The organism is Achromobacter veterisilvae, from assembly GCF_037619525.1.
Lineage (GTDB): Bacteria > Pseudomonadota > Gammaproteobacteria > Burkholderiales > Burkholderiaceae_B > Achromobacter > Achromobacter veterisilvae.
In genome coordinates this window covers 2,986,157-3,008,677 of the sequence record NZ_CP148753.1, presented here as the reverse complement: position 1 = coordinate 3,008,677, position 22,521 = coordinate 2,986,157, and the positions used below count along the sequence as shown (strand labels likewise).

The window sequence follows — 22,521 nt, the reverse complement described above, 5'->3', positions numbered from 1 at the left end:
ATGACCAACCCGCACAACACCGCCCAGCCCGTGCTGACGGGCGACGAAATCCGCGCTGCCGTCAAGCACGCGCACAACATGAGCGGCCCATCTGACGCCACCCAGCCCGGCGAATACGTTCTGGCTGGCGCACTGGCCCTGCTGTCCAAGCTGCGCGCCCCTGTAGCCGATGAGCTGTGCAAACGGTGCGGCGGCCCCGGCTGGTACGCCAGTCACACGACCGGCTACCCGCAGTCGATTCCATGCAGCGCCTGCAACCCTCAAGGCGTTTCGGTGACGCAGATGGAAAAGGACCCGTTCTTGGCCGCACAGCTTTGGCGCAAGCCTGCGGATGCCGACGCCTATGAGGGTGCCCGCGAGGATCTGGCCATCTGGAAACGGCGCGCCCTGGAAGCCGAGCGCGACTTACGCGCAGAGCGGGAAACGTCGTCGCGCCTGGTTGCCGAGTTGAATGCCGAGAACGGCCCGATGCGCATGGGCGACCCTGCCGCCCTGGCAAGCGCCCCTGTAGCCGACACGGCTGCAATCATCCGCGACGTGTGCGAACTGGACCCCGCCGATGAAGGCCCGCAGACGATCAGCGTTACGGTGTCGGACCTGAAACGCATCATCGAGCTGCATAGCGCCCCTGTAGCCGGGGAGGCGGTGGGCCATGTCTATTCCATGGAGGCCTTGGTGCCCGGCGGCCGTCGCGTCCAGCACGCCAAGTTCAATCGCTGTCTGCCCGACGGGACTTTGCTCTACACCGGACCCAGGGCCAGCGCCGAGCCCGCAACGATGCAAGACCTTAAGGACGTCGCGCGGGAAGTTGCTGCTGATAGCGCGGCCCTCCGGGCCGAAGCGCGCAACGCAGCGCTGGAGGAAGCGGCGCAGGCTGCTGCGCGAGTCGGCCGCCCCGTCGGCGCGGGAGACGGCGACACCTACGTTCCCGGCACCTCTGCCGATGCCGCTCGGGCCATCCGCGCCCTCAAGCAGCCCCAGGCGGACAAGGACGGCGCCCAGTTGCCCCAGAATCGGCCGGAGAGCCGCGCCAATGCTGGATTTGACGGTGGCGCCCGACACACCGATGCCGTGGCACTGCCGCCGCTCCCCTCCCCGCCACAGCATCGAGGTCATGCCATGTTCGCCGGCTCGCAGATGCTCGCCTATGCCCGCGCGGCCGTCCTGGCCGACCGCCAGCGGCGCGCCATGAGCCTGGAAGAAATTCTGACCGAGTTCCGGAGGGGTTGCTCCAATACGGTGGGCAGAGGCCCGGAAAACTGCCCGGAATGCGTCCGCGCGTTCATGAGCGCGCTGAAAGCACTTTCAGGCCGCCTGCTGGATGGCCGCGAATGGAACGAGGTGCCGCGATGAGAAAGGTATTCGATACCCTGGGCGGCAACTTCGAAGCTTGCCGCGAGGCCGAGCAATGGTGCCGCGAGCGCGATATCTCGGTCGGCGCAATGGAGCGAGCCCAGCCGCGCGGGCTGGCGGTTGGCCCCTACGTCATTGCCAAATGGAGCAACCTGCGTCCGCACGAGCGCACGAGCCTGGACGGCAAGATGACCGGCGACATGCGCCACGGGCCCGTTGTCGTCGAGCTGAAAGGGGAAGAGGCCGACTACCCCGTCATCCCCGAAGAGTTCAGGGAGGTGGAACTGTGAAAGAACGACTGATCCTCTTCAACGCCCCCATGGTGCGCGCCGTGCTGGCCGGCGACAAGACGCAGACGCGGCGAATCGCCATGCCGGTAAAGCATCCCGACCTCGGCAACCTGTACGCCCCCGGCGCGCTGGTATTGGAGCGTGAGCCCCAGCATGTAATTGACCGCGCGTGCCCCCATGGCCGCCCCGGCGACCGACTGCGGGTGCGGGAGCCCTGGCGCAGCACCACCGACCTGGACAAGTACAGCGGCAGCGAAATGGCCGACCGGTGCCTGGACGCCGGCTACAACGTGCCCTGGGCGCCGATCCAGTACGAGGCCGACGGCGCGAGGCGTGACTGGATGCACACCGGCTCGCCGCCCCATGACGGGCCGCCCAAACCCGGCCGGTATCGCCATGCCCGGTTTATGCCGCGCTGGGCCTGCCGGCTGACGCTCGAGGTCACGCGCGTGCGCGTGGAACGGCTCCAGGCCATCAACCACATGGATGCCCTGGCCGAAGGTGTCGGCCTGAATCCCTCGGCTGCCGAAGTGCCCATGACCGTGCCACCCGGCGAGTCCCTGCCGCGCGCCATGTTCCGCGCGCTGTGGGAACAGATCAACGGCGCCGGCGCCTGGGACGCAAACCCCTGGGTTTGGGTGGTGGAGTTTCGCCCCGTCGGCGCGAAGGAGGCCTGATGGAGGAAAGCACGTTCCTGTCGCCCGAAGAGGTGGCCGAAATGTCCGATATACGGACGGGGCGCACGGTCGGCGGCCGCAAGGTCACCAGGGAAGAATTGCAGATCGAATGGCTGCGCACCGCCGGCATACCTTTCGTCGTCAGCGCGCGCGGGCGCCCCGTCATTGTCCGCGCAAATGTCATCGGTGCCAGGCAGGCGGCCGCGGCTCAGCAAGCCGCCCCTGCCTGGCAACCTCGAGTAATCCGCAACACATAGAACCATGGGCCGCAAGCCATACAAGAACCTCAACCTTCCTCCTCGCATGCGCGCACGCCGCCAGAAAAGCGGCCGGACGTTTTATTACTACGACGTCGGCGGACGCCCCCGCAAGGAAATCCCGCTCGGCGCCGACCTGGTGGAAGCCGTTCGCAAGTGGGCGGATCTGGAGCGGTCCACCGCTCCGGCAGGCTCGCCCGTCGCCACCTTCCGATACGCGGCACAGCGGTATGTGCGCGACGTGCTGCCCATGAAGGCTGCACGCACGCAGACCGACAACCTGAAGGAGTTGGCATTCCTCTACGAGTACTTCGACAATCCGCCCGCGCCGCTGGACCAGATCCGCCCCCAGCACATCAAGCTGTACTTCGGCTGGCGCGCCGAAAAAGCCCGGGCCTGGTACGTCAAGATGGGCCGGGAAGTGCCTCCCAACCCAGGGCATGTCAGAGCCAATCGAGAAATTGCCCTCTTCTCCCACATTTTCAACTACGCGCGGGAGACGGGCATAACGGACGCTCCCAACCCTTGCGCGGGCGTGCGCAAAAATCGCGAAGACGGCCGCGACGTCTACGTGGAGGATGAGATGTTCCAGGTCGTTTACAAGGAGGCAGACCAGCCGACCCGGGACGCTATGGACTTGATCTATCTCTCTGGCCAGCGCCCGGCCGATGTGCTGAAGTTCGATGAGCGCGACATCCGCGACGAGCTGCTCAACGTGGGCCAGAACAAGACTGGCAAGAAGCTGCGCATTGCGGTCACCGGCGAGCTTGCCCAGGTCATCGCAAGAATCCGAGCGCGCAAGGCTGGATACAAGGTTTCTTCCACCGCGCTGGTGGTGAACGAAAGCGGCCAGCGCCTCACCTATGAGGCTCTACGGCAGCGCTTCCACAAGGCTCGGGCGGCGGCCGGCCTGGATCCTGATGCCTTCCAGTTCCGCGACCTGCGGGCCAAGGCCGGCACGGATACGACCGAGTCTGGCGACATCAGGCAGGCACAGCAGCAACTCGGCCACAGCTCGATCCAAATGACCGAGCATTACGTGCGCGCGCGGCGTGGCGACAAGGTAAAACCTACCCGCTAAAATGCTCCGCAAACGGCCGGGCCCGTATTGCTGGTGCGGCTCTCAAGGGCATAAACCATGCATGATTGCGGAGTAGATTGAACACCTAAGCAGTTGAAAAATAATAAATATATCGAGGAATCATAATCCGCAGGTCCCCTGTTCGAATCAGGGATGCGCCACCAGGAATTTCAAGGCCCGCAATCGCTTGCGGGCCTTTTGTTTTGCCGCGCGGATAAGAAAACACAACTGAAAAACCGCAACCGGCAGGCGCTAGGCGTCGCGCCGCCTGCCGCCCCAGGTCGCCGCCAGGCTCGCCACGAAAGCGCCGATCAGCATCGACGCGAATCCCCACAGCGCGAATGCGGCCGCGGCCTTGCGCGCGCTGTCCGCGGCTTCCTTGGCTTTCTGCCGGGCCTCGTCGGCCGCCTTCTTCGCATCCTGGATCGCCTGCTCGACGCGGCGCTGCGCGACGGCGGGCTCGATGCCGGCCTGCGCGGCCACCACCTTCGCCACGTAGTCGCGGTCTTCCTGCGCCATGCCGCCGCGCGCCAGGCTCATCGCCACGATGCGGCCCACTTCGGCGCGCGCGCCCGCCCGGTCGCCTCCGGCATCGGGCCGGTCGGTTCGCAGGAGGACGTCGGCGAAGTAGTCGCTAGCCTGCGACGTCCCGCCGCCGGATCCCGCGGCGGCCGTCGCCGTCGCAGTGGCCGCCGCGCCCGCGCCCGCCGCCACGGTTGCGCCCGTCTTCGCCACGCCGGAGGCCAGCGTGGCGATGGACGCGCCCAGGAGAGCCGCGCTGACCACCGCGCTCAACGCCCACACCAGGAAGCCATGCGCGGTGTCGCGGAAATAGACTTCGTCCGAATGCACGTCGACCCATTTGGTGCGCAGGCGACCCGCGACATAGCCGGCGATGCCGTAGGCGACGATCTGGGTGAACAGCATCCAGGCGATGACGCCGATGCCGACGGCGGGCGCCGACATGCCTTCGTCCTCCCATGGGGATACCGACAGAAAGCCCAGGCCCGCGCCGCCGGCGAACAGGGCCAGGGACAGGGCGGCGGCGATGACCGCGCCCGCGAACACGGCGGCCCACGAGACCGCGGAGAGCGCGGATTCCCGCGGGGGCACGCCGTCGGCGTACGGTTGGTTCGACATCGATTCGTTTTCCATGGACTCTTCCTCGTTCATTGCGGATGGGGCGGCCGCGCTGCGCCGCCGCAGCGGGAAACGGCCGGCGTCAATGCCAGAAAAGCGCCAGCAGGATGATGATGGGGATGGGTACGCCAAGCAGCCACAACAGGATGGAACGCATGTGGACCTCCTTGCATGTCTTGCGCATTGCGCGGGTGAATGGCGGTCAAGCCAGGTCTATCGTGCGCGGATCGCTCGGATCCGGCCTGCGCGGAACGGGATCGGCATCGTCGGGATCCTCCGGCGGCGGGTCGGGCAGGGGCACGGAATCGTCGGACGGCAGGTTGCCGGGAAGCGAAGGGTCGTCCGGCGGCAGATCGTCCGGCAGGCCGGGTTCTCGATGCATGGATGGGGACATGGCGGGTTCTCCTCGATCGGCGCCAAATGCGCCGCCGCCTTCCCAGCAAACGGCGTTCCCGGCCGAGGCCGCCGCGGTTCACGGCCCGCGGCCGGGCAAAGAAAAAGCCCTCTGGCGAGGGCTTTGCGGGGGCTGGGGCCGGCCGCTTCAGGACTTGGGCTTGCCGTCCTTGCCCGGTTCCGGGCCGGTCTGGCCGCCGCTGCCCAGGAATTCCACCACGGCGGTCTTTCCCGCGGCGGAAGCCTCGTCCTGGCTGCCGTAGCGCTTTTCCGAGTAATTGGTGCTGCGCACATTGCCGGTCTCGGGATCGAACAAGGTGACGATCCAGGCGAACTCGCCCGGCACCAATTGCCTGACCTGCAGCGTGGCGCGCGTACCCGGGCGCAATTTCTGCGGCATCTGGCAGCCCCTTGAGTGATTCGACGCCGCCATCGTAGCGCAAACCGGGCGCTGCCACGATGCCCGGAACGCAATCGGAAATGCTGCGTCCGCACATGGAATTCATGCTGCACGCCCCGAGGCAAATACGCCACAAACCGCTCATTGCGCCTGGAAAACCCTAGGGCCCGCCGCGCGAATACGGGCGCACAATCGAGACAAACATTCAGACCGCTCAGCGGCGCCGAATCCCTTTAATCAGGCGAGGACGGAGACAACATGACTCACGTAGCAGTGGTTATTAGCTGTTTGATGGTTATGGGTATCGTCGCGTTGGTGATTCAAACCATTCAAAGCGCAGGGCCCGAGCCCTGGCTGAAAATATCGGCGGCGATCGTCAGTTCCCTGTTTGCTTCGCTTCTGCTGATCCCGCTTGGATACGCGGTCGCGCAATCCGTGCTCTGATCGAGCGATTCCTTTCCCACGCCTTTTCCGCGACAGGCGCGCCCCGGGGCTAACCGTTCCGGGCCGGCCTGCCGCGCGTTGCCGCCCAGCAGATCAGCGAACCGGCGGTCACCATCGCCACGCCCTGCCAGAACGAGGCGGTCAGGCGGGTCGACAGCCATACGGCCGCGAAGAAGGTCGAGAACACGGGCGTGAAATACGACGCGGTGGCAAGCAGGGTCAGGTTGCCCTTGAGTATCCCCACGTTCCACAATGCATAGCCCGCCGCCATGGCGCCGCCCGTCACGCACAATTCGAGCGTCGCCGGCACCGTGAACGTCAGCGCGGGCTCCGAGCCAAGCAGGTATTTGGTCCACAGGGCCGCCGCGGTCAGCATGAAAAAAAGCGCGACGCCGTTCTTGCCGTCGGCGAACCGGCGCGTCACGTTGCAGTACAGGGCCCAGATGATGGCGCCGCTGAACGCCAGTCCGTAGCTCAGGGGATTGCTGGAAACGTTCGCAACGGTGCGCTCCCACGACAGCCCGCCGGATCCGCCGACCACCCACACGATGCCGCCCAGCGACAGCAGGATGCCCGGCACCACCCATGCGCTGGCCCGCTGGCCGTTGATGAGCATGGCGAGAACCACCGTGAAGCAGGGCCAGAGGTAGTTGACGATGCCCAGCTCGATCGCTTGCCCCCGGTTGGCCGCGAATCCCAGTGAAAGCGACAGGCAGATCTCGTAGGCGACGAAAAGCAGGCTGCCGACGATGAGGTAGGACCGGGGAAAGGTCCGCAGCCTGGGAAACCCCAGCAGCGGCACCAGGAAGACGGAGCCCACCGTATAGATGAGCGCGGCCCCGCCGACGGGGCCGAAGCTTTCGCTGACGCCGCGGATCAGGCCGACCACCGTGCCCCACAGCAGGACCGCCAGCAAGCCCAAGGAGGTGGCCGTATTCCGGCCGGGGGAAAATTGCATTACCGTTTCCGATTGCCCGTCATGGTCCGCGCACAGTCCCGGACGCCAAGGCGGGGAGTTTAGCGAAAATCCGGGCGCCTCCTGGCGCCCCGCAGGCTTGCAGGGGGCCTCCGGCCCGAAGCGTCATCCCCGTCCGGGCAACGAAAGGGAGAGAAAGCCGCATGACCATATCGATACGCAGATTGAGCGACGTGCTGGCCAGCACGGAATCGGGCCGGCTCTATCGGATAGAGGTTTTCCTGCGGGCCGACGGTCCGGACGCCGCGGCGCTGCCTCCCGACGCGGCGCGCTACATCCTCCGGACCTCCGACGGAGAATGCGTGCTGCGGCTGGACCGCAACCGGTATCGCCTGAAGTCGGGTGAAGTCCTGACCGCCCTTGCGCCACCGGGCCAGGAGGCCTGAACGGGCCCGGCGGAGGACGCTCACAGGTCCGACTCCACCCTCCGCTTGCCCTGCTCCTTCGCCTTATAGAGCGCCACGTCGGCGCGCTCCAGCAATTGCCGCAAGGTCATGCCGGATTGCGGAAACACGGCGACGCCCACGCTGGCCGACACGGCGGCGCGGACGCCGGGATACGGCTGCGACAGGCTCTCGACCAGCGCTTCGGCGACCAGGCGCGCATTCTCCCTGTTGGCTCCGATCAGCAGCACCGCGAACTCGTCGCCCCCCAGCCTGGCCGCGACGTCCGACACGCGGATCGCGCCGGCCATCCGCTCCGCCGCCTCCTTGAGCACCGCGTCGCCGGCCGCATGGCCATGCGTATCGTTGACCGCCTTGAACCCGTCCAGGTCGATCGCCAGGATGGCGAAAGGCTCGCCGCTGCGCTGCGCCACCGCCAGTTCGCGCAGCACCAGTTCGCTGAACAGCACCCGGTTGCACAGCCCGGTCAGCGGATCGTAGTGCGCCAGGTGCTGGGCGCGCGCCAGCATGCGCGAAGCGCGCTGCAAGGCGCCTCCCACCTCGGCCACTTCCTTGACCCGCGTGCCCGGCAGATCCACCGCGCGGCCCTTGCCCAGCGCGAGCGCGGGCGCGACCAGCCCCTGCACCGCCGATGTCAGGCGGTTCGCCAGCCGCAGGGCCAGCCACAGGCCCAGGCCGACGGCGAACAAGGCGCCCAAGGCGACCCAGGCGATGGCGCGGTACAGGTCCGTGGTCACCAGGCTCATCGGCGCGCCCGCGGCGACCGTCCAGCCCGACAGCGACGACCGGCTGAACGCAGTGTAGACGGGCGCGCCCTCCTTCGTGACGGTCTCCAACGACCCTTCCTTTTCCTGCTGCACCGCGCGGGCCAGCGCGGGAACGGCCTTCTGCCCGACGAACCGCGGCGCGTCGCGCGTGCGGGCGACGATGGTGCCGGCGCCGTCCAGCACGGCGGCGACCCAGCCGTCCGGCAGGGAGCGGCGGCCCAGCACGCCGCCGATGCGCTCGGGCAGGATTCTGACGTTGAGGCTGTAGACGACCTTGTCGCCGCGCAGCACCGGCATGCACAGCGCAAGGGCGGGACTGTCGCTGGCGCCTCCCCCGAACAGCCCCGTCAGGACCGGAGCGCCCGTGTGGAACACGCGCGCCAGCTCGGCCGACGCGCCGCTCATCGGCAAGGCTTCGCCGACAGGCGCTTGCGTGTGGGCCAACTGGCGGCCCTCTCTGTCCGTCAGGACGTAGCTGTCGACGATCTGGAACCGCATCAGCTCGCCCGCGCGCTCCTGGAAACCCGCCAGGTCCCCGGCGCGAAGGTCGGGAGAGGACGCAAGCATCTGGAGGCCGGCCTCGACGCCGGTCAGTTCGCGGTCGAGGATCGCGGAGAGATTGCGCGCCAGGAAGATCGTGTCGCGGAAGATCCGCTCTTTCTGGACGACGTACCTTTCGTACACCGCCACCGACGCCACGACCAGCGCCGGCGCAATACAGGCGACCACCAGGGCCAGCAGGCCCGTGCGCATGGAGTACCGGCGCGGACGGCGGACGCGCGCGCCGGCGATGTTCCGGCCGTCAGCCATGGGCCGACTCGCTCGGCGCAGCCCGCAAGCCGCGGGGCTGCGATCGGACCGACACCATTGGGTTCATGCGCCTCCCGATACGCCCGGCCCGGCCCATCGCCGGCGCACGGACGGAATTCAGAAATTATTACAGAAGCTCGCAATTACACAATCCGCCGCGCGGAGCGGCGGATGAGGCGTGGTCAGAATTCTTGTGTCCCCGTATTCCGGCGTGGCGCCGGAACCGCCGGCCGCTATTGCTCTTCCAGGTCCGGCGTGCCGGTGAACTGGCTCTTGAGCAGGGTCAGGGCGCCCTTCTCCGCCAGCGCCTCGTTGGGAAATACGTGCTTGGTGTCTTCCAGTACCGGAAATCCGAAGACCCGCACCCGGGTGCGAAACCCCTCCGGGATTTCGGCGAATTCGATGTCGAAGTTGCGTTCTTCGATCCAGCCCGACCGATGCAGTTTCCATTCCATATGCAGCACGCTCCTGAAAGGCGAAGTCGACACGAAAGGCCCGCCCCGTCGTGGGGGCCGGGCGCTGCTACACCATACACCCGTATCGGGGCGGGCGGATGGCGCGGCGGCCATCCTCGCCGTCGGCCGGGCCTATTTCCCCGCTGGCCGGCGCTCCTCGGCGGCGCCTGGCATGCCTTCCGGCAAGGGTGCGAAAAGATCCCAACTGGCCATGAACAGCGCGGCGATCAGCGGGCCGATCACGAAGCCGTTCAAGCCGAACAGGGCCATGCCGCCCAGCGTGGAAATCAACACCACGTAATCGGGCATCTTGGTGTCCTTGCCCACCAGGATGGGGCGCAGCACGTTGTCCACCATGCCGATGACCAGCACGCCGAACAGGATCAACGCGATGCCCTTGACCGTGGCGCCCGTCAGCAGGAAGTAGATCGCGACCGGCGCCCAGATCAGGCCGGCGCCCACGGCCGGCAAGAGCGACAGGAACCCCATGATCACCCCCCAGAGCAAGGCGCCCTGGATGGAGAGGATCGAGAAGATGATGCCGCCCAGCGCGCCCTGCGCCGCCGCGACGGCGACGTTGCCCTTCACGGTGGCGCGGACCACGGTGGTGAACTTGCGGAACAGATGCTGCTTGTGCGCGTCGCTCAAGGGCATGGCGCGCTTGAGCCGCGCCGACAACTGCGGGCCGTCCCGCAACAGGAAAAACAGCAGGTACAGCATGATGCCGAAGCTGATCACGAACTGGAACGTGTCCTGCCCGATGCTCAGCGCCTGGGTGGCCAGGAACTGGCTGGCCTGCATCGCGCCCGCGCTGAGCTTTTCCTGCAGGCTGGGGATGTCGGCCAGGTCGAAGCGCGCCAGCACGTCATGCACCGACGGCGGCAATGCCGCCATGGCCTGCTGGAAATACGCGCCGAAATTGATCTGTCCGGACTTGATGCTTTGATAGAGGTTCGCCCCTTCGCGCACCAGCGATCCGCTGATGGCCACCAAGGGCAGGATCACCAGCAGCAGCACCAGCAGCAGGGTGATCAGCGCGGCCAGGTTGCGCCGCCCCCCGATGCGCGGCACCAGGCGGCGCTGCAAGGGGGCAAAAATGATCGCGAGGATGGTGCCCCAGAAGACGGCCCCGTAGAAAGGCCACAGCAGCCACCCGAACGCGATGGTGACCACGACCAGCAGGAGCAGAAAGGTTCTGTAGTGCACGCTGGAAGATTGGCTCATGTTCCGTCCCAGGCGCGGCAAGCGCCGCGAGATCCGCATTGTACAAAGCGCTGGCTCAGGGCGCGTCGCGCGCCGGGCCGGCCGCCTGCGACACGGCGGCGCGGGCGCGCTCCAGGCCGTCCGACTGCGCGTTCAGCCCTTGCAGACGCAGGTTCAGCTCCTGCTGAAGCGTCGGCGTCGCGACGCGCGCCTGCCCGTCCGCAAGCAGGATGTCTCCCGCGTGCGCCGCCACGAAATCCGCCACGCCCAGGGCGTCGCGCGCGACCGCGTCCAATTTCGAAGCCGCCTCCATGAGATCGGCGGCGGGCGCGCTCACCGCCTCATCGTAGACCCCGTCGTAGACGGGCGCGAGGTCGGGCGGCAGCGCCAGGGCGGCCCGCGCCTGGTCCGCCCTGGCGCGGGCGTCCTGAAGCCGCGCGGCGTTCTCCGCCAGTGTCTTGCGCGCCGCCTCGAAGCGCGCCCTGCGTTCCACGATCTCGCCCACCGAGCGCAGGGTCTCCACCGCCAGCACGTCGCGCATGGGCGCGGCCGCCTTCGCCATGGCCTGCTGGAAATCGGTGATCACCTCATAGGCGTCGGCGTAGCCCCCCACCGCTTCCTTTTCGGGTTCGCTCAGCCCGGCAAGGGGCACGAGCGACGCGCTGTTCATCCGCGATTGCAGCAACTGGATGAACGCCGCGCGCTCCTGCGGCTCTTTGTTGACGCAGGCCGCGAGCAACAGCATCGATGCCGTCGCCAGGCCCAGAAGGCAAGCTCGCAGCAATGCCATGCCGATCCTCCTTGCATGCGGGTTTGCGGAAGCGGCGCGGCCCCGTTCCGGAGCGGCCGCATCCCGGCAGAATATCCCGAAGCGCCCCGCGCCCGCCGCCGGCGGGCGGATTTTGTTGCCATCGAAGCGTGTTGACACAGGGCCGGGCACGCGCGTCACGCCCGCACAGGGCAAACCATCGCGCACCGGCGCGCCGGATCGAAGCCCGCTTCCGCCTCATGGCGCAGGCGCGCCGCGAGCTGCGCCGGCAGCCTGTCCGGCGGCAATTCGGAAAAACCGTGCCGCCGGTAGAAAGGCGCGTTCCAGGGCAGTTCGCGGTCGGTGCTCAGCACCACCGACCGGTAGCCGGCGGCGCTCGCATGCGCGCGCACGGCAAGCAGCAGGGCCCGCCCCAGGCCGCGCCCCTGCCGCGGCAGGGACACCGCCATCTCGGCGAGATAGAGATCGCCGTCCATGGGCCGGGCGAGCGCGAATCCGGCGGGCCGCGCGTCCTCCGCGTCGGCGATCCACAGCAGGCCGGCCGCCTGCGCCTGTTCCAGCGCGGCCAGCGGCACCGGATCGTCGTCGGCGGCCCAGGCCATGGCGGTGCCCAGGAAGCGCTTCCCGGCGGAACGTTCGATATCGGCCAGGCTGGCCAGGTCGGCAGGTCGTGCAAGTCTGATCATAGGCGTCGAAGTATGCACCATGCGGGCTTGCGGCCCATTCCCATAAAATAGCGCTTTCGGCCCTTCCGGCCTCCCGTAACGCTGGCTTGCTTTCCCATGACTCAGAACGCTACCCCCGACTCCTGGGGCTTCGCCCATCCCGATTGCCGCGGCGCGGCCGCCCTGCTGTTTTTCATGAACGACCTTGCCCGCGTGGTCAATCAGTACCTGGGCCAGGGGCACCTGTCGGACGAAGCGCTGGCCGATGCGCAGAAGGCCGTCGACGCCCTGCTGGACCGCTACGTCGAAATCAAGGCCGCGCCGGAGGCCTTCGACAACGAGCGGATCGCGCTCGCGCTGGAAACGGAGCGCGGACCGGACGGCCGGATGGGCGCGCAAGTGGCGCTGCGCATGTCCGCGCGCCTGGAAGGCCTGATCATCGAAGCCCAGCGCCAGGCCCGTCCCGCGACCCATTGAAAGGGGGAAACCGGGCGGCGGACCGGGGCGGCAACGCCCGCCCTCCGCCCCCCGACCACGAAATGCTTGCAAAACACGCCAACTCGCAGTATCATTGCCTGTTGGGTGCCAAACAAAACAGCAAAACCCAACTGCACCAGGCGTTCCCCCCGACATGTTCATGGCGGTACGCCCAAGGCAAGGTCCGCCAGGTAAAAGCCCGGTAAAAAAAACCGGGTAACACACCCTAGGCAGCAAACCCTAGACTGCGGACCGCCAAAACCTGGCAGCAAGACCGCTTTTCGCGCCAATTTCCACCTGAAAACAAAACGGCGCAAAATCGGACGGCCCTGCAAGCCAGCGGCACCGAAAACCAGCCGTATCGCCCGCCTTGCGCGACGCTTTCCGGCAAAACCCAAGGCCAGGCCACTTTGCGCGGAACGCGCGGGGCATGTACGGACATCGCGGCCACAAGCCGGCCGGACATCCCTCCGATTCGCGGCGCAGCGCCGCAATGCCCGAAATGCTGGGCATGCAATGGCATCGCGACCCGATCCCGAGCGCGAAACCATGAGAATGCGCAAAGAGCCCGCGGCAGTCATGCTGTAGTGTCGTGACAAACCCGCGGGCCATGGCCGGCCCGGCTTTTCCCATAACTAGAAACCAAGAGAACAAACACCATGAATACTCGCTTCACCACCTCGGACCTGATCCGACGTCCCGCCCATACCAAGCTGGACAACATGCCGATCCACGTCGGCGACATCGTTTACCTGCGGCCGGCCGACGGCCCGGAAATCCGCGCGACGGTCATTTTCAATGCGCCGATCGACGGAACGATCACCTACACGACCGAAGTCGTGCCCTGCGGCGCACCCGCGCAGAAGGCCCCGGGCCAGCGCATCCGCTTCCGCCACGAGCACGTGCATCGCATCGAACCGGTGCGCCGCGGCGCCCGCTGAACCCGTCCCGCCCCTCCCGCCTGCCCGGCGGCGGGGCGGCCCGTGCGTGATAAAGTCCCTGGCAACCAGGCCTTGGCGATCCCGACATGCAGAACAACCGTCACGCGGTCCACATCTGGGACCTCCCCACCCGCTTATTCCATTGGGCGCTCGTCGTCTGTATCGTCGGCGCCTTCGTCAGCGTGAAGCTCGGCGGCCTGTACATGGATTGGCACGTGCGCTTCGGCTGTATGGCCCTGGGCCTGATCCTGTTCCGGCTGCTGTGGGGCTTCTTCGGCCCCCGCTACGCCCGTTTCTCGCAGTTCCTGCGAGGCCCGGCCGCAGTGGCCCGCTACCTGAAGGGCGCGGCCGCGCCCGCCGGCCATAATCCGCTGGGCGCGCTGTCGGTCGTCGCGCTGCTGCTGGCCATCGGGTTCCAGGCGGTCAGCGGCCTGTTCGCCACCGACGACATCATGACGCAAGGCCCGCTGTTCGGACACGTCAGCGAGGCCTTCTCCGGCGCCATGACGTCCTGGCACAAGCTCAACGAGTGGATCATCATCGGCCTGGTCGCGCTGCACCTGGCGGCCGTGGCCTGGTACGCGCTGGTGCGCCGCAAGCGGCTGGTGCGCGCGATCATCACGGGCAAGGTCGACGCCAAGGACGTGCCCGCCGGCACGCCGCCCACGCAGGACGGTTTTGCGGTATGGCTGCGCGCCCTGCTGCTGGGAGCCTGCGTGACCGGCCTGGTGCTATGGATCCGGTCGCTGGAAGTGGCGGCGGACATGTCTTTTTCCTGATCGCGCCCAGGAAACGAAAAAGCCCGGCAGTTCTTGAACTGCCGGGCTTTTTTTGTCGTCGGGCCGCCCGCGGACGGCCGGCGGCTTATTTCTTCTTGCGGTAAGAATCGTGGCAAGCCTTGCAGCTCGCGCCGACGTCGCCGAACGCGGCGCGCAGCTTGTCGAGGTCGCCGGCATCGGCGGCCGCCGACAGCTTGACGATGTTGTCCTGGAAGGCCTGCTGCTTCTGCTTGAAGCCGGCCGCGTCGCTCCAGACTTCCGGACGCGCGTCGCCGCCTTCCGTGCCCGCGCCGAACGCGGCCCACGGCAATGCCGACAGCGTCTTCAGCACTTCCACGTTGGCCTTGATCTGCGCGGCGTCATACGGCGCCTGGCCCTTGACCACCGGCGCCATGCGGCCGAAGTGCGAGGCCATCAGCGTCAGCGCCGACTGGCGGTACTTGACCGCGTCCTCGGGCTTGGCGAACTGGGCGGACGCATTCGTCGCCAGCAGCGGCCCAACGGTCATACAGGCCAACGCGGCAAGCGTGGACAACTTCTTCATTGCTATCTCCCGTAAGGTCAAACAAGACGCCGCGCGCATTGCGCGCGGCACGGCGACTATACCGCCCGAGCCAGCACGGCGGCCAGGCCGATGTACGAGCGCGGGGTCATCGCCAGCAGGCGGGCCTTCGGCTCTTCAGGCAGCGCCAGGCCCTGGATGAATTCTCGCAGACCTTCCTCGGTAATGCCCTTGCCACGGGTCAAGGCCTTGAGCTGTTCGTACGGCTGCGGCAGGCCATAGCGGCGCATGACGGTCTGCACCGGCTCGGCCAGCACTTCCCAGCACGCGTCGATGTCGGCGTCGATGGCGGCGGCATTGACTTCCAGCTTGCCCAGGCCGCGCATGCACGCGTCCCAGGCCACCAGGCAATAGCCCAGGCCCACGCCCAGGTTGCGCAGCACCGTGGAATCGGTCAGGTCGCGCTGCCAGCGGGAGATCGGCAGCTTGTCGGAAAGATGGCGCAGCACCGCGTTGGCCAGGCCCAGGTTGCCTTCGGAGTTTTCGAAGTCGATCGGGTTGACCTTGTGCGGCATGGTGGACGAGCCGACCTCGCCTTCCTTCAGGCGCTGCTTGAAGTAGCCCAGCGCCACGTAGCCCCAGATGTCGCGGTCCAGGTCCAGCACGATGATGTTGGCGCGCGTGACGGCGTCGAACAGGGCCGACATCCAGTCGTGCGGCTCGATCTGGATGGTGTGGCGGTTCTGGGTCAGGCCCAGGCCGGCCAGCACGCGCTGGCTGAAGGCGGGCCAGTCGATCTCGGGGTACGCGGACAGGTGGGCGTTGTAGTTGCCGGTGGCGCCGTTCAGCTTGGCCAGCGGTTCGACGGCTTCGACGGCGGCGATGGCGCGGTTCAGGCGCGCGGCCACGTTGGCGAATTCCTTGCCCAGCGTGGTCGGACTGGCGGGCTGGCCGTGCGTGCGCGACAGCATGGGCTGGTCGGCCTGGGCGATGGCCATTTCGTTCAGCTTGGCGGCGAGTTCGCGCAGGCGCGGCACCACGACCTCGTTGCGGGCGCGGGTCAGCATCAGCGCATGCGAGGTGTTGTTGATGTCCTCGGACGTGCAGGCGAAATGGATGAACTCGGCGGCGCGGGCCAGTTCGGCGTCATCCGCGACTTTTTCCTTCAGCCAGTATTCGACGGCCTTGACGTCATGATTGGTGACGCGTTCGATGTCCTTGATCCGGGCGGCATCCGACTCGGAGAAATCGCGCACCAATTGTTGCAGGCGAGCGCGCGCGGTGTCGGAAAAAGCCGGCAGCTCGGGCAGGCCGGCGTCGGACAGCGCGACCAGCCAGGCCACTTCGACTTCGACGCGGTGCGCCATGAAGCCCGCCTCCGACAGCAGGCCGCGCAGCGCGTCGCCCCGGGAAGCGTACCGGCCATCCAATGGCGAAAGGGCGTTGAGTTGGCTAAGCTGATCGGCGATTTGCATGGTCTGGAAAAGAAAAAGCGGGGAATGGGCGAATCGGGCGATTTTATCATCCGGGAGCATGCAACATTGTGGCAAACTGGCGAAGATTTCGGCCTGCGGACGGTCTGACCGTCATGCGGCCTGCTATACTTCGGCCGCTTTCCGACTCCGCTTGTGACTCCATGAAACTGATCGGCTCGCTTACCAGTCCTTACGTGCGCAAAGTGCGTATCGTCATGGCCGAGAAAAAGCTGGACTACCGGCTCGAACTCGAAAACGTCTGGTCCGCCGACACGCAGATCCAAACGTACAACCCGCTGGGCAAGGTCCCCTGCCTGGTCATGGAAGACGGCGGCGCCCTTTTCGATTCGCGCGTCATCGTCGAATACCTGGACACCCTGTCTCCGGTCGCCCGCCTGATTCCGCAGCCGGGACGCGACCGCGCGGCCGTCAAATGCTGGGAAGCCATCGCCGATGGCGTCCTGGACGCGTGCGTGACCATCGTCAAGGAAAACCAGCGTCCCGAGGCCCAGCGCAGCCCCGAATGGATCGAGCGCCAGCACTCCAAGATCCACGCCAGCCTCGACGCCATGAACAAGAGCCTGGGCGAAAACGCGCACTGCATGGGCATCAACTACAGCCTGGCGGACATCGCCGTCGGCTGCGCGCTGGGCTACCTGGACCTGCGCTTCGCCACGCTCGACTGGCGCGCCAACCATCTGAACCTGGCCCGCCTGTACGACAAGCTGTCGCAGCGGCAATCGTTCATCGACACAATACCGGGCTGACCCCCCCGAAGCGCTGCGCGCTTCCCCCCCCAGGGGGGCGCCGCTACGGACCGGCGGAGCCGGATCCGTGCGGCCCCGCTCTCTTCTTCTGGCAGAGCCGCGTTCATTCGTGCGGCCCCGCCCCCTGACCGGGCGGGGCCATGCCGGCTCAGCCGGTGAAGGTCTGCCAGGCCTTGAACAGCATGTATCCGGCCAGCGCGAACAGCAGGCATGCGAACACCCGCTTCAGGGTCTGCACCGGCAGGCGGTGCGCCATGCGCGCGCCCAGCGGCGCCGTCAGCACGCTGGTGCACACCAGCGCCAGCAGCGCCGGCCAATAGATATAGCCCAGCATGCCCGGACGCGATTCGCCCGAGGCCAGGCCGGACACGACATAGCCCACGCTGTTGGCCAGCGCGATGGGAAATCCCAGCGCCGCCGACGTCGATACGGCGTTGTGCAGGGCCACGTTGCACCAGACCATGAACGGCACCGACAGGAAGCCGCCGCCCGCGCCCACCAGGCCGGACAGGAAACCGATGCCCGCCCCGGCCGCGCTGGTGCCCACGACGCCGGGCATCTGGCGGCTGGGCTTGGGCTTCTTGTTGCGCAGCATGCTCCAGCCGGAATACCCGACGAACAGCGCGAAGAACAGCGACAGCCACAGGGTGCTGAGCGCCGCGAACACGGCGCCGCCCGACAGCAGGCCGCCGATGATGATGCCCGGCGCCATCGCCCAGACGATGCTCCACTTGATCGTGCCTCGCTGCTGATGGGCCCGGACGCTGGAGATGGAGGTGAACAGGATCGAGGTCATCGACGTGGCGATGGCCGCGTGCACCACCAGCTCGGCGGGCATGCCCTGCCAGGCGAACAGCATCGTCAGGAACGGCACCAGCAGCATGCCGCCGCCGATGCCCAGCAGGCCCGCGGCAAAGCCGACCACGCCGCCCAGCACCAGCAGGCAAATCAACATCGTTACATCCACAACGGTCTCCTATTTCTTCTTGGTCATGAACAAGGCCCCTGGGGCAGCGCCCCAGGGGCCTTGGAAAAGCGCCGGCCGCGGCCGGCGCATCGTTTAGACGATGATGCCGCCGCCCAGGCAGACTTCGCCATCGTAAAGCACGGCGGACTGCCCGGGCGTCACCGCCCATTGCGGCTCGGCGAAATCCAGCGAGAACACCGCGTCCGTGGCGCCGTCCAGGCGGCACGCCGCATCCGCCTGCCGGTAGCGCGTCTTGGCGCCATAGGCGCCGGACGCGGGCGGGCGGCCCGCGATCCAACTGGCGTCCTGCGCGCGCAATCCGCCCGAGAGCAGCCAGGGATGGTCGTGCCCCTGCACCACGTACAGCACATTGCGCTCCAGGTCCTTGCGGGCCACGTACCAGGCCTCGGCCGTGCCGTCCTCGCGCTGCCGCCCCTTCACGCCGCCCACGCCCAGGCCCTTGCGCTGGCCCAGCGTATAGAACGACAGCCCCTCGTGGCGGCCGACCGTCTGCCCTTCGGGCGTCATGATCGAGCCTGGCTCGGTCGGCAGGTAGCGGTTCAGGAATTCCCGGAACGGTCGCTCGCCGATGAAGCAGATCCCCGTGGAGTCCTTTTTGGCTGCGTTGTGCAGGCCGATCTCGTGCGCGATGCGCCGCACCTCGGTCTTGTGGATTTCGCCCAGCGGGAACAGCGTGCGCGACAACTGCGCCTGGTTGAGCCGGTGCAGGAAGTAGCTCTGGTCCTTCGAGGCGTCCAGCGCCTTGAGCAACTGGAACTCCGTGCCGCCGCCCTGCGCCGGCACCTCGCGCACCCGCGCGTAGTGGCCGGTGGCGATGCGCTCGGCGCCCAGCGCCATGGCGTGGTCCAGGAAGGCCTTGAACTTGATCTCGGCATTGCAGAGCACGTCGGGATTGGGCGTGCGGCCCGCGGAATACTCGCGCAGGAATTCCGCGAACACGCGGTCCTTGTATTCGGCGGCGAAGTTGACGAACTCGAACTCGACGCCCACCAGGTCCGCCACGCTGGCCGCGTCCAGGAGGTCCTGGCGGGTGGAGCAGTATTCGGAATCGTCGTCATCTTCCCAGTTCTTCATGAACAGGCCAATGACTTCATAGCCTTGCTGCTTGAGCAGCCAGGCGGTGACCGAAGAATCGACCCCGCCGGACATGCCGACGACGACACGGCCTTTCTTTTTGCCGCCGGGCCGCCCCAAGGCAAAAGCCCCCTCCGGGGGGCAGCAAGCCGAAGGCGCGGCGTGGGGGCTCTTCTCGGATTTTTGAATCATGATGGCGCTATTTTAAATCGGACAGGGTGTCTTCCTGCGGCTGCGGCTCGGCGGCGCGCGACACTTCCATCAGCCACGCGCGGAAGGCCTGCAGCGTAGGCAGGTTGGCCTTCTGTTCGGGGTAGCACAGGTAATAGCCCATGCGCGCCCGGATGGGCAACTGGATGGCGACGGCCAGCTTGCCGTCGCGCAGTTCGTCCTCGATCAGGCAGCGCGGTATCAGCGCCACCCCGAAACCCGCCGCGGCGGCCTGCGACAGCAGCGCGTACTGGTCGAAGCGGGCGCCCTCCAGGCTGCGCCGGGTGTCGCAGCCGGCCTGCTCGAACCAGTCGCGCCAGCCTTCCAGCGCCGAGGTGTGGTGCAGTAGCGGGTACGCCAGCAGGTCCGCCGGCGCCGCACAGCCCCCCGGGATCAGGCGCGGGCTGCACACCGGCAGGATTTCGCGGCCGACGATGTAGTCCGCCCCGCTGCCCGGCCAGATGCCCTCGCCGAAGCGCACGGCGGCGTCCAGTTCGGGCGTGGAGAAATCGTAGCCCTGGCGGTGGGGCAGGAATTCCACGTGGATATCCGGCCGCAGGCGCATGAAGGCGGTCAGCCGCGGGATCAGCCAGCGCGCTCCGAAGGTCGGCATACAGGTCAGGTTGAGCGTGCCTCCCTGCCCCTGGTGGGCGATCAGCTCCACGGTGGCGGCCTCGATCTGGCCCAGGCCGGCCTGGATCTTGGTGAGATAGCTGCGTCCGGCTTCGGTCAGGACCAGGCCTTGCCTGATCCGCAGGAATAGCTCGATGCCGACGAACTCCTCCAAATGTTTCACTTGTTTGCTGACCGCGCCCTGCGTCACGCACAGTTCCTGCGCCGCGCGCGTAAAACTGCTGTGCCGAGCGGCGACTTCGAACGCCTGGAGATCCGTTAAAGAGGGACAGAAACGCCGCATAAATATCGCTCCCACGGCTGCCGTGGGCTCCTTGCCCGGTGCGGGGCGCTTTTCTCGGGACGGCCCGGCATGGGCAGTGCCGCGCCCCGCCGCGAACACAGATTGTTTCAGTTTTCGCGGCAAAAACAGCGGCTCGGACGGCCGCCGCCAAAAGAGGCATGAAAAAAAGTCATAGCTTACGGAGAAACTTTCGTTTGCGCAAACGGGGCCGCCAGGAAAGAATCGTTGCGTTTGCGTCTGCCTTTGCGCATCCGCTTTCCAATTCATTAGGGGAATCCATGCAACGCCGTAAAGTTGTCCTGAGCCTGTGTGTCGCCGCCGCGACCCTGGCTTCGCCGCTCACCTCGGGCATCGCGCACGCTGAAGATGCGTACCCGTCCAAACCCATCCGCCTGATCGTTCCCTTCCCGCCCGGAGGCACCACCGACATCGTCGGCCGCCTGTTCGCCGACAAGCTGGGCAAGGAACTGGGCCAGACCGTCGTGGTGGAAAACCGCGGCGGCGCCGGCGGCTCGATCGGCAGCGCGTTCGTTGCCAGCAGCGCGCCCGACGGCTATGTCCTGGGCATCGCCACGGTCAGCACGCACGGCATCAACCCGGCCATCTACCCGAACCTGCCGTTCGATGGCGAGAAGGACTTCACGCCCATCTCGAACCTGGCCGCCGTGCCGAACATCATGACCATCAATCCGAAGGTCCCGGCCAAGAACATCGCCGACTTCATCAAGCTGGCCAAGAGCGAACCGGGCAAGCTGACGTACGCGTCGGCCGGCAACGGCTCGGTCTCGCACATGATGGGCGAACTGTTCAAGATGGCGTCGGGCACCAACCTGATGCACGTTCCGTACCGCGGCGTGGGCCCGGCGCTGAACGACGCGCTGGCCGGCCAGGTCGACGTCATGTACGACAACCTGCCCTCCACGCTGCCGCATGTGCAGTCCGGCCGCCTGATCGCGATGGCCGTCGCCGCGCCCCAGCGCGTGGCGTCCCTGCCCGACGTCCCCACCTTCGCCGAAGCCGGCCTGCCGGCGGTGAACGACGCATCGTGGTTCGGCCTGGTCGCCCCGGCCAAGCTGCCGGCGCCGGTCCTGGCCAAGCTGAACGCCGCGGTGCAGAAGGTCAGCGCCGAAGCCGACGTCAAGGCTCGCCTGGAAGCGCTGGGCGCCGCCCCGGCCGCCAACACCTCGGCCGAATTCGGCGCGCAGATCTCGGCTGAAATCGCCAAGAACAAGCGCATCGCCAAAGAAGCCAACGTGAAGATCGACTGATCGATCTTCGGCCTCCGCCGCCCTCCGGGGCGCGGAGGCCCCCGATTCACGAACGCACCACCCCCTTATGCGAATTACCCAACCCCTGTCTTACCGGCTCGACCTTCCGCAGCAGTATCCGGATTCGGAATCCTCGGCCCCGCTCGTGCTGGACTCCCCGCACAGCGGCACCGCCTACCCTCCCGATTTCGCGGCCGCGGTGGACTTTGGCGCTTTGCGCACTGCCGAGGACACCTGGGTTGACGACCTCTGGGGCGACGCCATCGAAATGGGCGTCCCCATGATCGCCGCCGCCTTCCCGCGCGCCTACATCGATGCCAACCGCGCGCCCGACGAGATCGACGAACTGCTGCTGGACCAACCCTGGCCCGACGCGCTCAACGCCTCGCCCAAGGTCAAGCTGGGCAAGGGCCTGATCTGGCGCATGCTCGATGACGGCACGCCGCTGTACGACCGCAAGCTGACGGTCGACGAAGTCCGCCACCGCATCGACGCCTGCTGGAAGCCCTATCACGCCGCCCTGGGCCGCGTGCTGGACGACGCCCACCGGAAGTTCGGCAAGGTCTGGCACATCAACTGCCACTCCATGCCCAGCGTGGCTGGCGCCTTCGCCACCGACCGCCCCGGCCTGGTCCACCCCGATTTCGTGCTGGGCGACCGCGACGGCAGCACCAGCGACCCCGCATTCCGAGAATTCATCGCCGCCTGGCTGCGCGAGCGCGGCTACGATGTCACCGTGAACGATCCCTACAAGGGCGTGGAACTGGTGCGCGCCTTCGGCCGCCCCGAAGAGGGCCGCCACAGCCTGCAGATCGAGATCAACCGCAAGCTCTACATGGACGAAGTCACGCTGCGCCCGTCCGAGAACTACGGCCGCCTGAAAGCCGACCTGCGCGACCTCACCGCCGCGCTGATCACCTGGACTCGCGCGCAAACGGCTTGACGCCGGACGTTTGCGCGCAGTGCCGGCCAGCGGCGTGGTAAGCCTGGCCGGAACAATGGGTCGAAAGACCCTGCCCCATGGTTCGCCATGGGGTTTT

Annotated in this window: 28 protein-coding genes; 14 read left to right on the top strand and 14 right to left on the bottom strand. The window is 67.1% G+C overall.

Annotation, left to right across the window (positions count from 1 at the left end):
• From WHX56_RS13920 to WHX56_RS13900, 5 genes are read left to right on the top strand one after another with little or no spacing between them, the layout of a single operon-like run.
• A complete protein-coding gene (locus WHX56_RS13920; protein ID WP_338881494.1) occupies positions 1–1,353 on the top strand; it encodes a hypothetical protein in 1,353 nt (450 codons plus the stop codon).
• Complete coding sequence (locus WHX56_RS13915; RefSeq protein WP_338881493.1) at positions 1,350–1,643, top strand: hypothetical protein; 294 nt, start codon at positions 1,350–1,352, stop codon at positions 1,641–1,643. Before WHX56_RS13920 ends, WHX56_RS13915 begins: the two co-directional genes overlap by 4 nt.
• Positions 1,640–2,320, top strand: a complete 681-nt coding sequence (locus WHX56_RS13910) for a hypothetical protein (RefSeq protein ID WP_338881491.1) — start codon at positions 1,640–1,642, stop codon at positions 2,318–2,320. Before WHX56_RS13915 ends, WHX56_RS13910 begins: the two co-directional genes overlap by 4 nt.
• On the top strand, positions 2,320–2,577 hold the full coding sequence (locus tag WHX56_RS13905; protein WP_338881490.1) for a DUF4224 domain-containing protein: 258 nt from the start codon (positions 2,320–2,322) through the stop codon (positions 2,575–2,577). Before WHX56_RS13910 ends, WHX56_RS13905 begins: the two co-directional genes overlap by 1 nt.
• Before the next feature lie 4 nt (positions 2,578–2,581).
• The gene (locus WHX56_RS13900; protein WP_338881488.1) at positions 2,582–3,658 is read left to right on the top strand and encodes a tyrosine-type recombinase/integrase; all 1,077 of its coding nucleotides are present in this window, start codon (positions 2,582–2,584) and stop codon (positions 3,656–3,658) included.
• Between the two features lie 252 nt (positions 3,659–3,910).
• On the opposite strand, the gene WHX56_RS13895 is transcribed toward WHX56_RS13900, so the two are convergent.
• The 3 genes from WHX56_RS13895 to WHX56_RS13885 form a co-directional block, all read right to left on the bottom strand.
• Positions 3,911–4,813 (bottom strand): hypothetical protein, encoded by a 903-nt coding sequence (locus WHX56_RS13895; protein WP_287755965.1) that lies wholly within the window; start codon positions 4,811–4,813, stop codon positions 3,911–3,913.
• 187 nt (positions 4,814–5,000) lie between these two features.
• A complete protein-coding gene (locus WHX56_RS13890) occupies positions 5,001–5,192 on the bottom strand; it encodes a hypothetical protein (RefSeq protein WP_129245062.1) in 192 nt (63 codons plus the stop codon).
• A gap of 147 nt (positions 5,193–5,339) precedes the next feature.
• Positions 5,340–5,591, bottom strand: coding sequence for a hypothetical protein (locus WHX56_RS13885; RefSeq protein ID WP_129245064.1), 252 nt, complete (start codon positions 5,589–5,591; stop codon positions 5,340–5,342).
• A 258-nt stretch (positions 5,592–5,849) separates the two neighbouring features.
• Between WHX56_RS13885 and WHX56_RS13880 the strand changes: the two genes are divergently transcribed.
• The gene (locus WHX56_RS13880; protein WP_062684001.1) at positions 5,850–6,035 is read left to right on the top strand and encodes a hypothetical protein; all 186 of its coding nucleotides are present in this window, start codon (positions 5,850–5,852) and stop codon (positions 6,033–6,035) included.
• Positions 6,036–6,084: 49 nt separating this feature from the next.
• Here WHX56_RS13880 and yddG read toward each other — a convergent pair whose 3' ends face one another.
• Positions 6,085–6,993, bottom strand: coding sequence for an aromatic amino acid DMT transporter YddG (gene yddG / locus WHX56_RS13875; RefSeq protein ID WP_338881485.1), 909 nt, complete (start codon positions 6,991–6,993; stop codon positions 6,085–6,087).
• A gap of 161 nt (positions 6,994–7,154) precedes the next feature.
• Here yddG and WHX56_RS13870 point away from each other — a divergent pair, with 161 nt between their 5' ends.
• Positions 7,155–7,397 carry a 6-phosphofructokinase gene (locus WHX56_RS13870; RefSeq protein WP_129245067.1) on the top strand — a complete coding sequence of 81 codons (243 nt, stop codon included), beginning with the start codon at positions 7,155–7,157 and terminating at the stop codon, positions 7,395–7,397.
• 20 nt (positions 7,398–7,417) lie between these two features.
• Here WHX56_RS13870 and WHX56_RS13865 read toward each other — a convergent pair whose 3' ends face one another.
• The 5 genes from WHX56_RS13865 to WHX56_RS13845 form a co-directional block, all read right to left on the bottom strand.
• The gene (locus tag WHX56_RS13865; protein WP_129245069.1) at positions 7,418–8,992 is read right to left on the bottom strand and encodes a GGDEF domain-containing protein; all 1,575 of its coding nucleotides are present in this window, start codon (positions 8,990–8,992) and stop codon (positions 7,418–7,420) included.
• A 233-nt stretch (positions 8,993–9,225) separates the two neighbouring features.
• Positions 9,226–9,447: a hypothetical protein gene (locus WHX56_RS13860; RefSeq protein WP_129245071.1), complete on the bottom strand. Its 222-nt coding sequence runs from the start codon at positions 9,445–9,447 to the stop codon at positions 9,226–9,228.
• A 132-nt stretch (positions 9,448–9,579) separates the two neighbouring features.
• Entirely contained in the window at positions 9,580–10,671 is a 1,092-nt protein-coding gene (locus WHX56_RS13855; protein WP_338881481.1) for an AI-2E family transporter, read from the bottom strand.
• Positions 10,672–10,726: 55 nt separating this feature from the next.
• Positions 10,727–11,440: a DUF3053 family protein gene (locus tag WHX56_RS13850; protein WP_129245076.1), complete on the bottom strand. Its 714-nt coding sequence runs from the start codon at positions 11,438–11,440 to the stop codon at positions 10,727–10,729.
• Between the two features lie 155 nt (positions 11,441–11,595).
• The gene (locus WHX56_RS13845; RefSeq protein WP_338881480.1) at positions 11,596–12,105 is read right to left on the bottom strand and encodes a GNAT family N-acetyltransferase; all 510 of its coding nucleotides are present in this window, start codon (positions 12,103–12,105) and stop codon (positions 11,596–11,598) included.
• 96 nt (positions 12,106–12,201) lie between these two features.
• Between WHX56_RS13845 and WHX56_RS13840 the strand changes: the two genes are divergently transcribed.
• The 3 genes from WHX56_RS13840 (at position 12,202) to WHX56_RS13830 (ending at position 14,281) form a co-directional block, all read left to right on the top strand.
• Positions 12,202–12,561 (top strand): hypothetical protein, encoded by a 360-nt coding sequence (locus WHX56_RS13840; protein ID WP_129245081.1) that lies wholly within the window; start codon positions 12,202–12,204, stop codon positions 12,559–12,561.
• A 659-nt stretch (positions 12,562–13,220) separates the two neighbouring features.
• Positions 13,221–13,502: a hypothetical protein gene (locus WHX56_RS13835; RefSeq protein ID WP_129245083.1), complete on the top strand. Its 282-nt coding sequence runs from the start codon at positions 13,221–13,223 to the stop codon at positions 13,500–13,502.
• Between the two features lie 86 nt (positions 13,503–13,588).
• Positions 13,589–14,281, top strand: a complete 693-nt coding sequence (locus WHX56_RS13830) for a cytochrome b/b6 domain-containing protein (RefSeq protein ID WP_129245085.1) — start codon at positions 13,589–13,591, stop codon at positions 14,279–14,281.
• A gap of 85 nt (positions 14,282–14,366) precedes the next feature.
• On the opposite strand, the gene WHX56_RS13825 is transcribed toward WHX56_RS13830, so the two are convergent.
• Positions 14,367–14,825: a c-type cytochrome gene (locus WHX56_RS13825; RefSeq protein WP_129245087.1), complete on the bottom strand. Its 459-nt coding sequence runs from the start codon at positions 14,823–14,825 to the stop codon at positions 14,367–14,369.
• Positions 14,826–14,881: 56 nt separating this feature from the next.
• Positions 14,882–16,258: an adenylosuccinate lyase gene (gene purB / locus WHX56_RS13820; protein ID WP_338881478.1), complete on the bottom strand. Its 1,377-nt coding sequence runs from the start codon at positions 16,256–16,258 to the stop codon at positions 14,882–14,884.
• On the opposite strand from purB, the gene WHX56_RS13815 reads away from it, so the two are divergent.
• Both WHX56_RS13815 and WHX56_RS13810 read left to right on the top strand, forming a co-directional pair.
• The gene (locus tag WHX56_RS13815) at positions 16,232–16,366 is read left to right on the top strand and encodes a hypothetical protein (RefSeq protein WP_279636209.1); all 135 of its coding nucleotides are present in this window, start codon (positions 16,232–16,234) and stop codon (positions 16,364–16,366) included. The two genes, purB and WHX56_RS13815, sit on opposite strands and share 27 nt — an antisense overlap.
• 53 nt (positions 16,367–16,419) lie before the next feature.
• Positions 16,420–17,025, top strand: a complete 606-nt coding sequence (locus tag WHX56_RS13810; protein WP_129245091.1) for a glutathione S-transferase — start codon at positions 16,420–16,422, stop codon at positions 17,023–17,025.
• A gap of 148 nt (positions 17,026–17,173) precedes the next feature.
• Here the strand turns inward: WHX56_RS13810 and WHX56_RS13805 are convergent, their stop codons facing one another.
• The 3 genes from WHX56_RS13805 to gcvA all read right to left on the bottom strand — a co-directional run bounded on the left by WHX56_RS13805 (position 17,174) and on the right by gcvA (position 20,213).
• Positions 17,174–17,992, bottom strand: a complete 819-nt coding sequence (locus WHX56_RS13805; RefSeq protein WP_129245093.1) for a sulfite exporter TauE/SafE family protein — start codon at positions 17,990–17,992, stop codon at positions 17,174–17,176.
• 93 nt (positions 17,993–18,085) lie between these two features.
• Positions 18,086–19,207: a tRNA 2-thiouridine(34) synthase MnmA gene (gene mnmA / locus WHX56_RS13800; protein ID WP_338881477.1), complete on the bottom strand. Its 1,122-nt coding sequence runs from the start codon at positions 19,205–19,207 to the stop codon at positions 18,086–18,088.
• Between the two features lie 79 nt (positions 19,208–19,286).
• Positions 19,287–20,213 (bottom strand): transcriptional regulator GcvA, encoded by a 927-nt coding sequence (gcvA, locus tag WHX56_RS13795; RefSeq protein ID WP_129245097.1) that lies wholly within the window; start codon positions 20,211–20,213, stop codon positions 19,287–19,289.
• A gap of 278 nt (positions 20,214–20,491) precedes the next feature.
• Between gcvA and WHX56_RS13790 the strand changes: the two genes are divergently transcribed.
• Together WHX56_RS13790 and WHX56_RS13785 are read left to right on the top strand one after the other, a co-directional pair.
• A complete protein-coding gene (locus tag WHX56_RS13790; protein ID WP_129245099.1) occupies positions 20,492–21,481 on the top strand; it encodes a Bug family tripartite tricarboxylate transporter substrate binding protein in 990 nt (329 codons plus the stop codon).
• 67 nt (positions 21,482–21,548) lie between these two features.
• The gene (locus WHX56_RS13785; protein WP_338881475.1) at positions 21,549–22,424 is read left to right on the top strand and encodes an N-formylglutamate amidohydrolase; all 876 of its coding nucleotides are present in this window, start codon (positions 21,549–21,551) and stop codon (positions 22,422–22,424) included.
• The last annotated feature ends 97 nt before the right edge of the window (positions 22,425–22,521 follow it).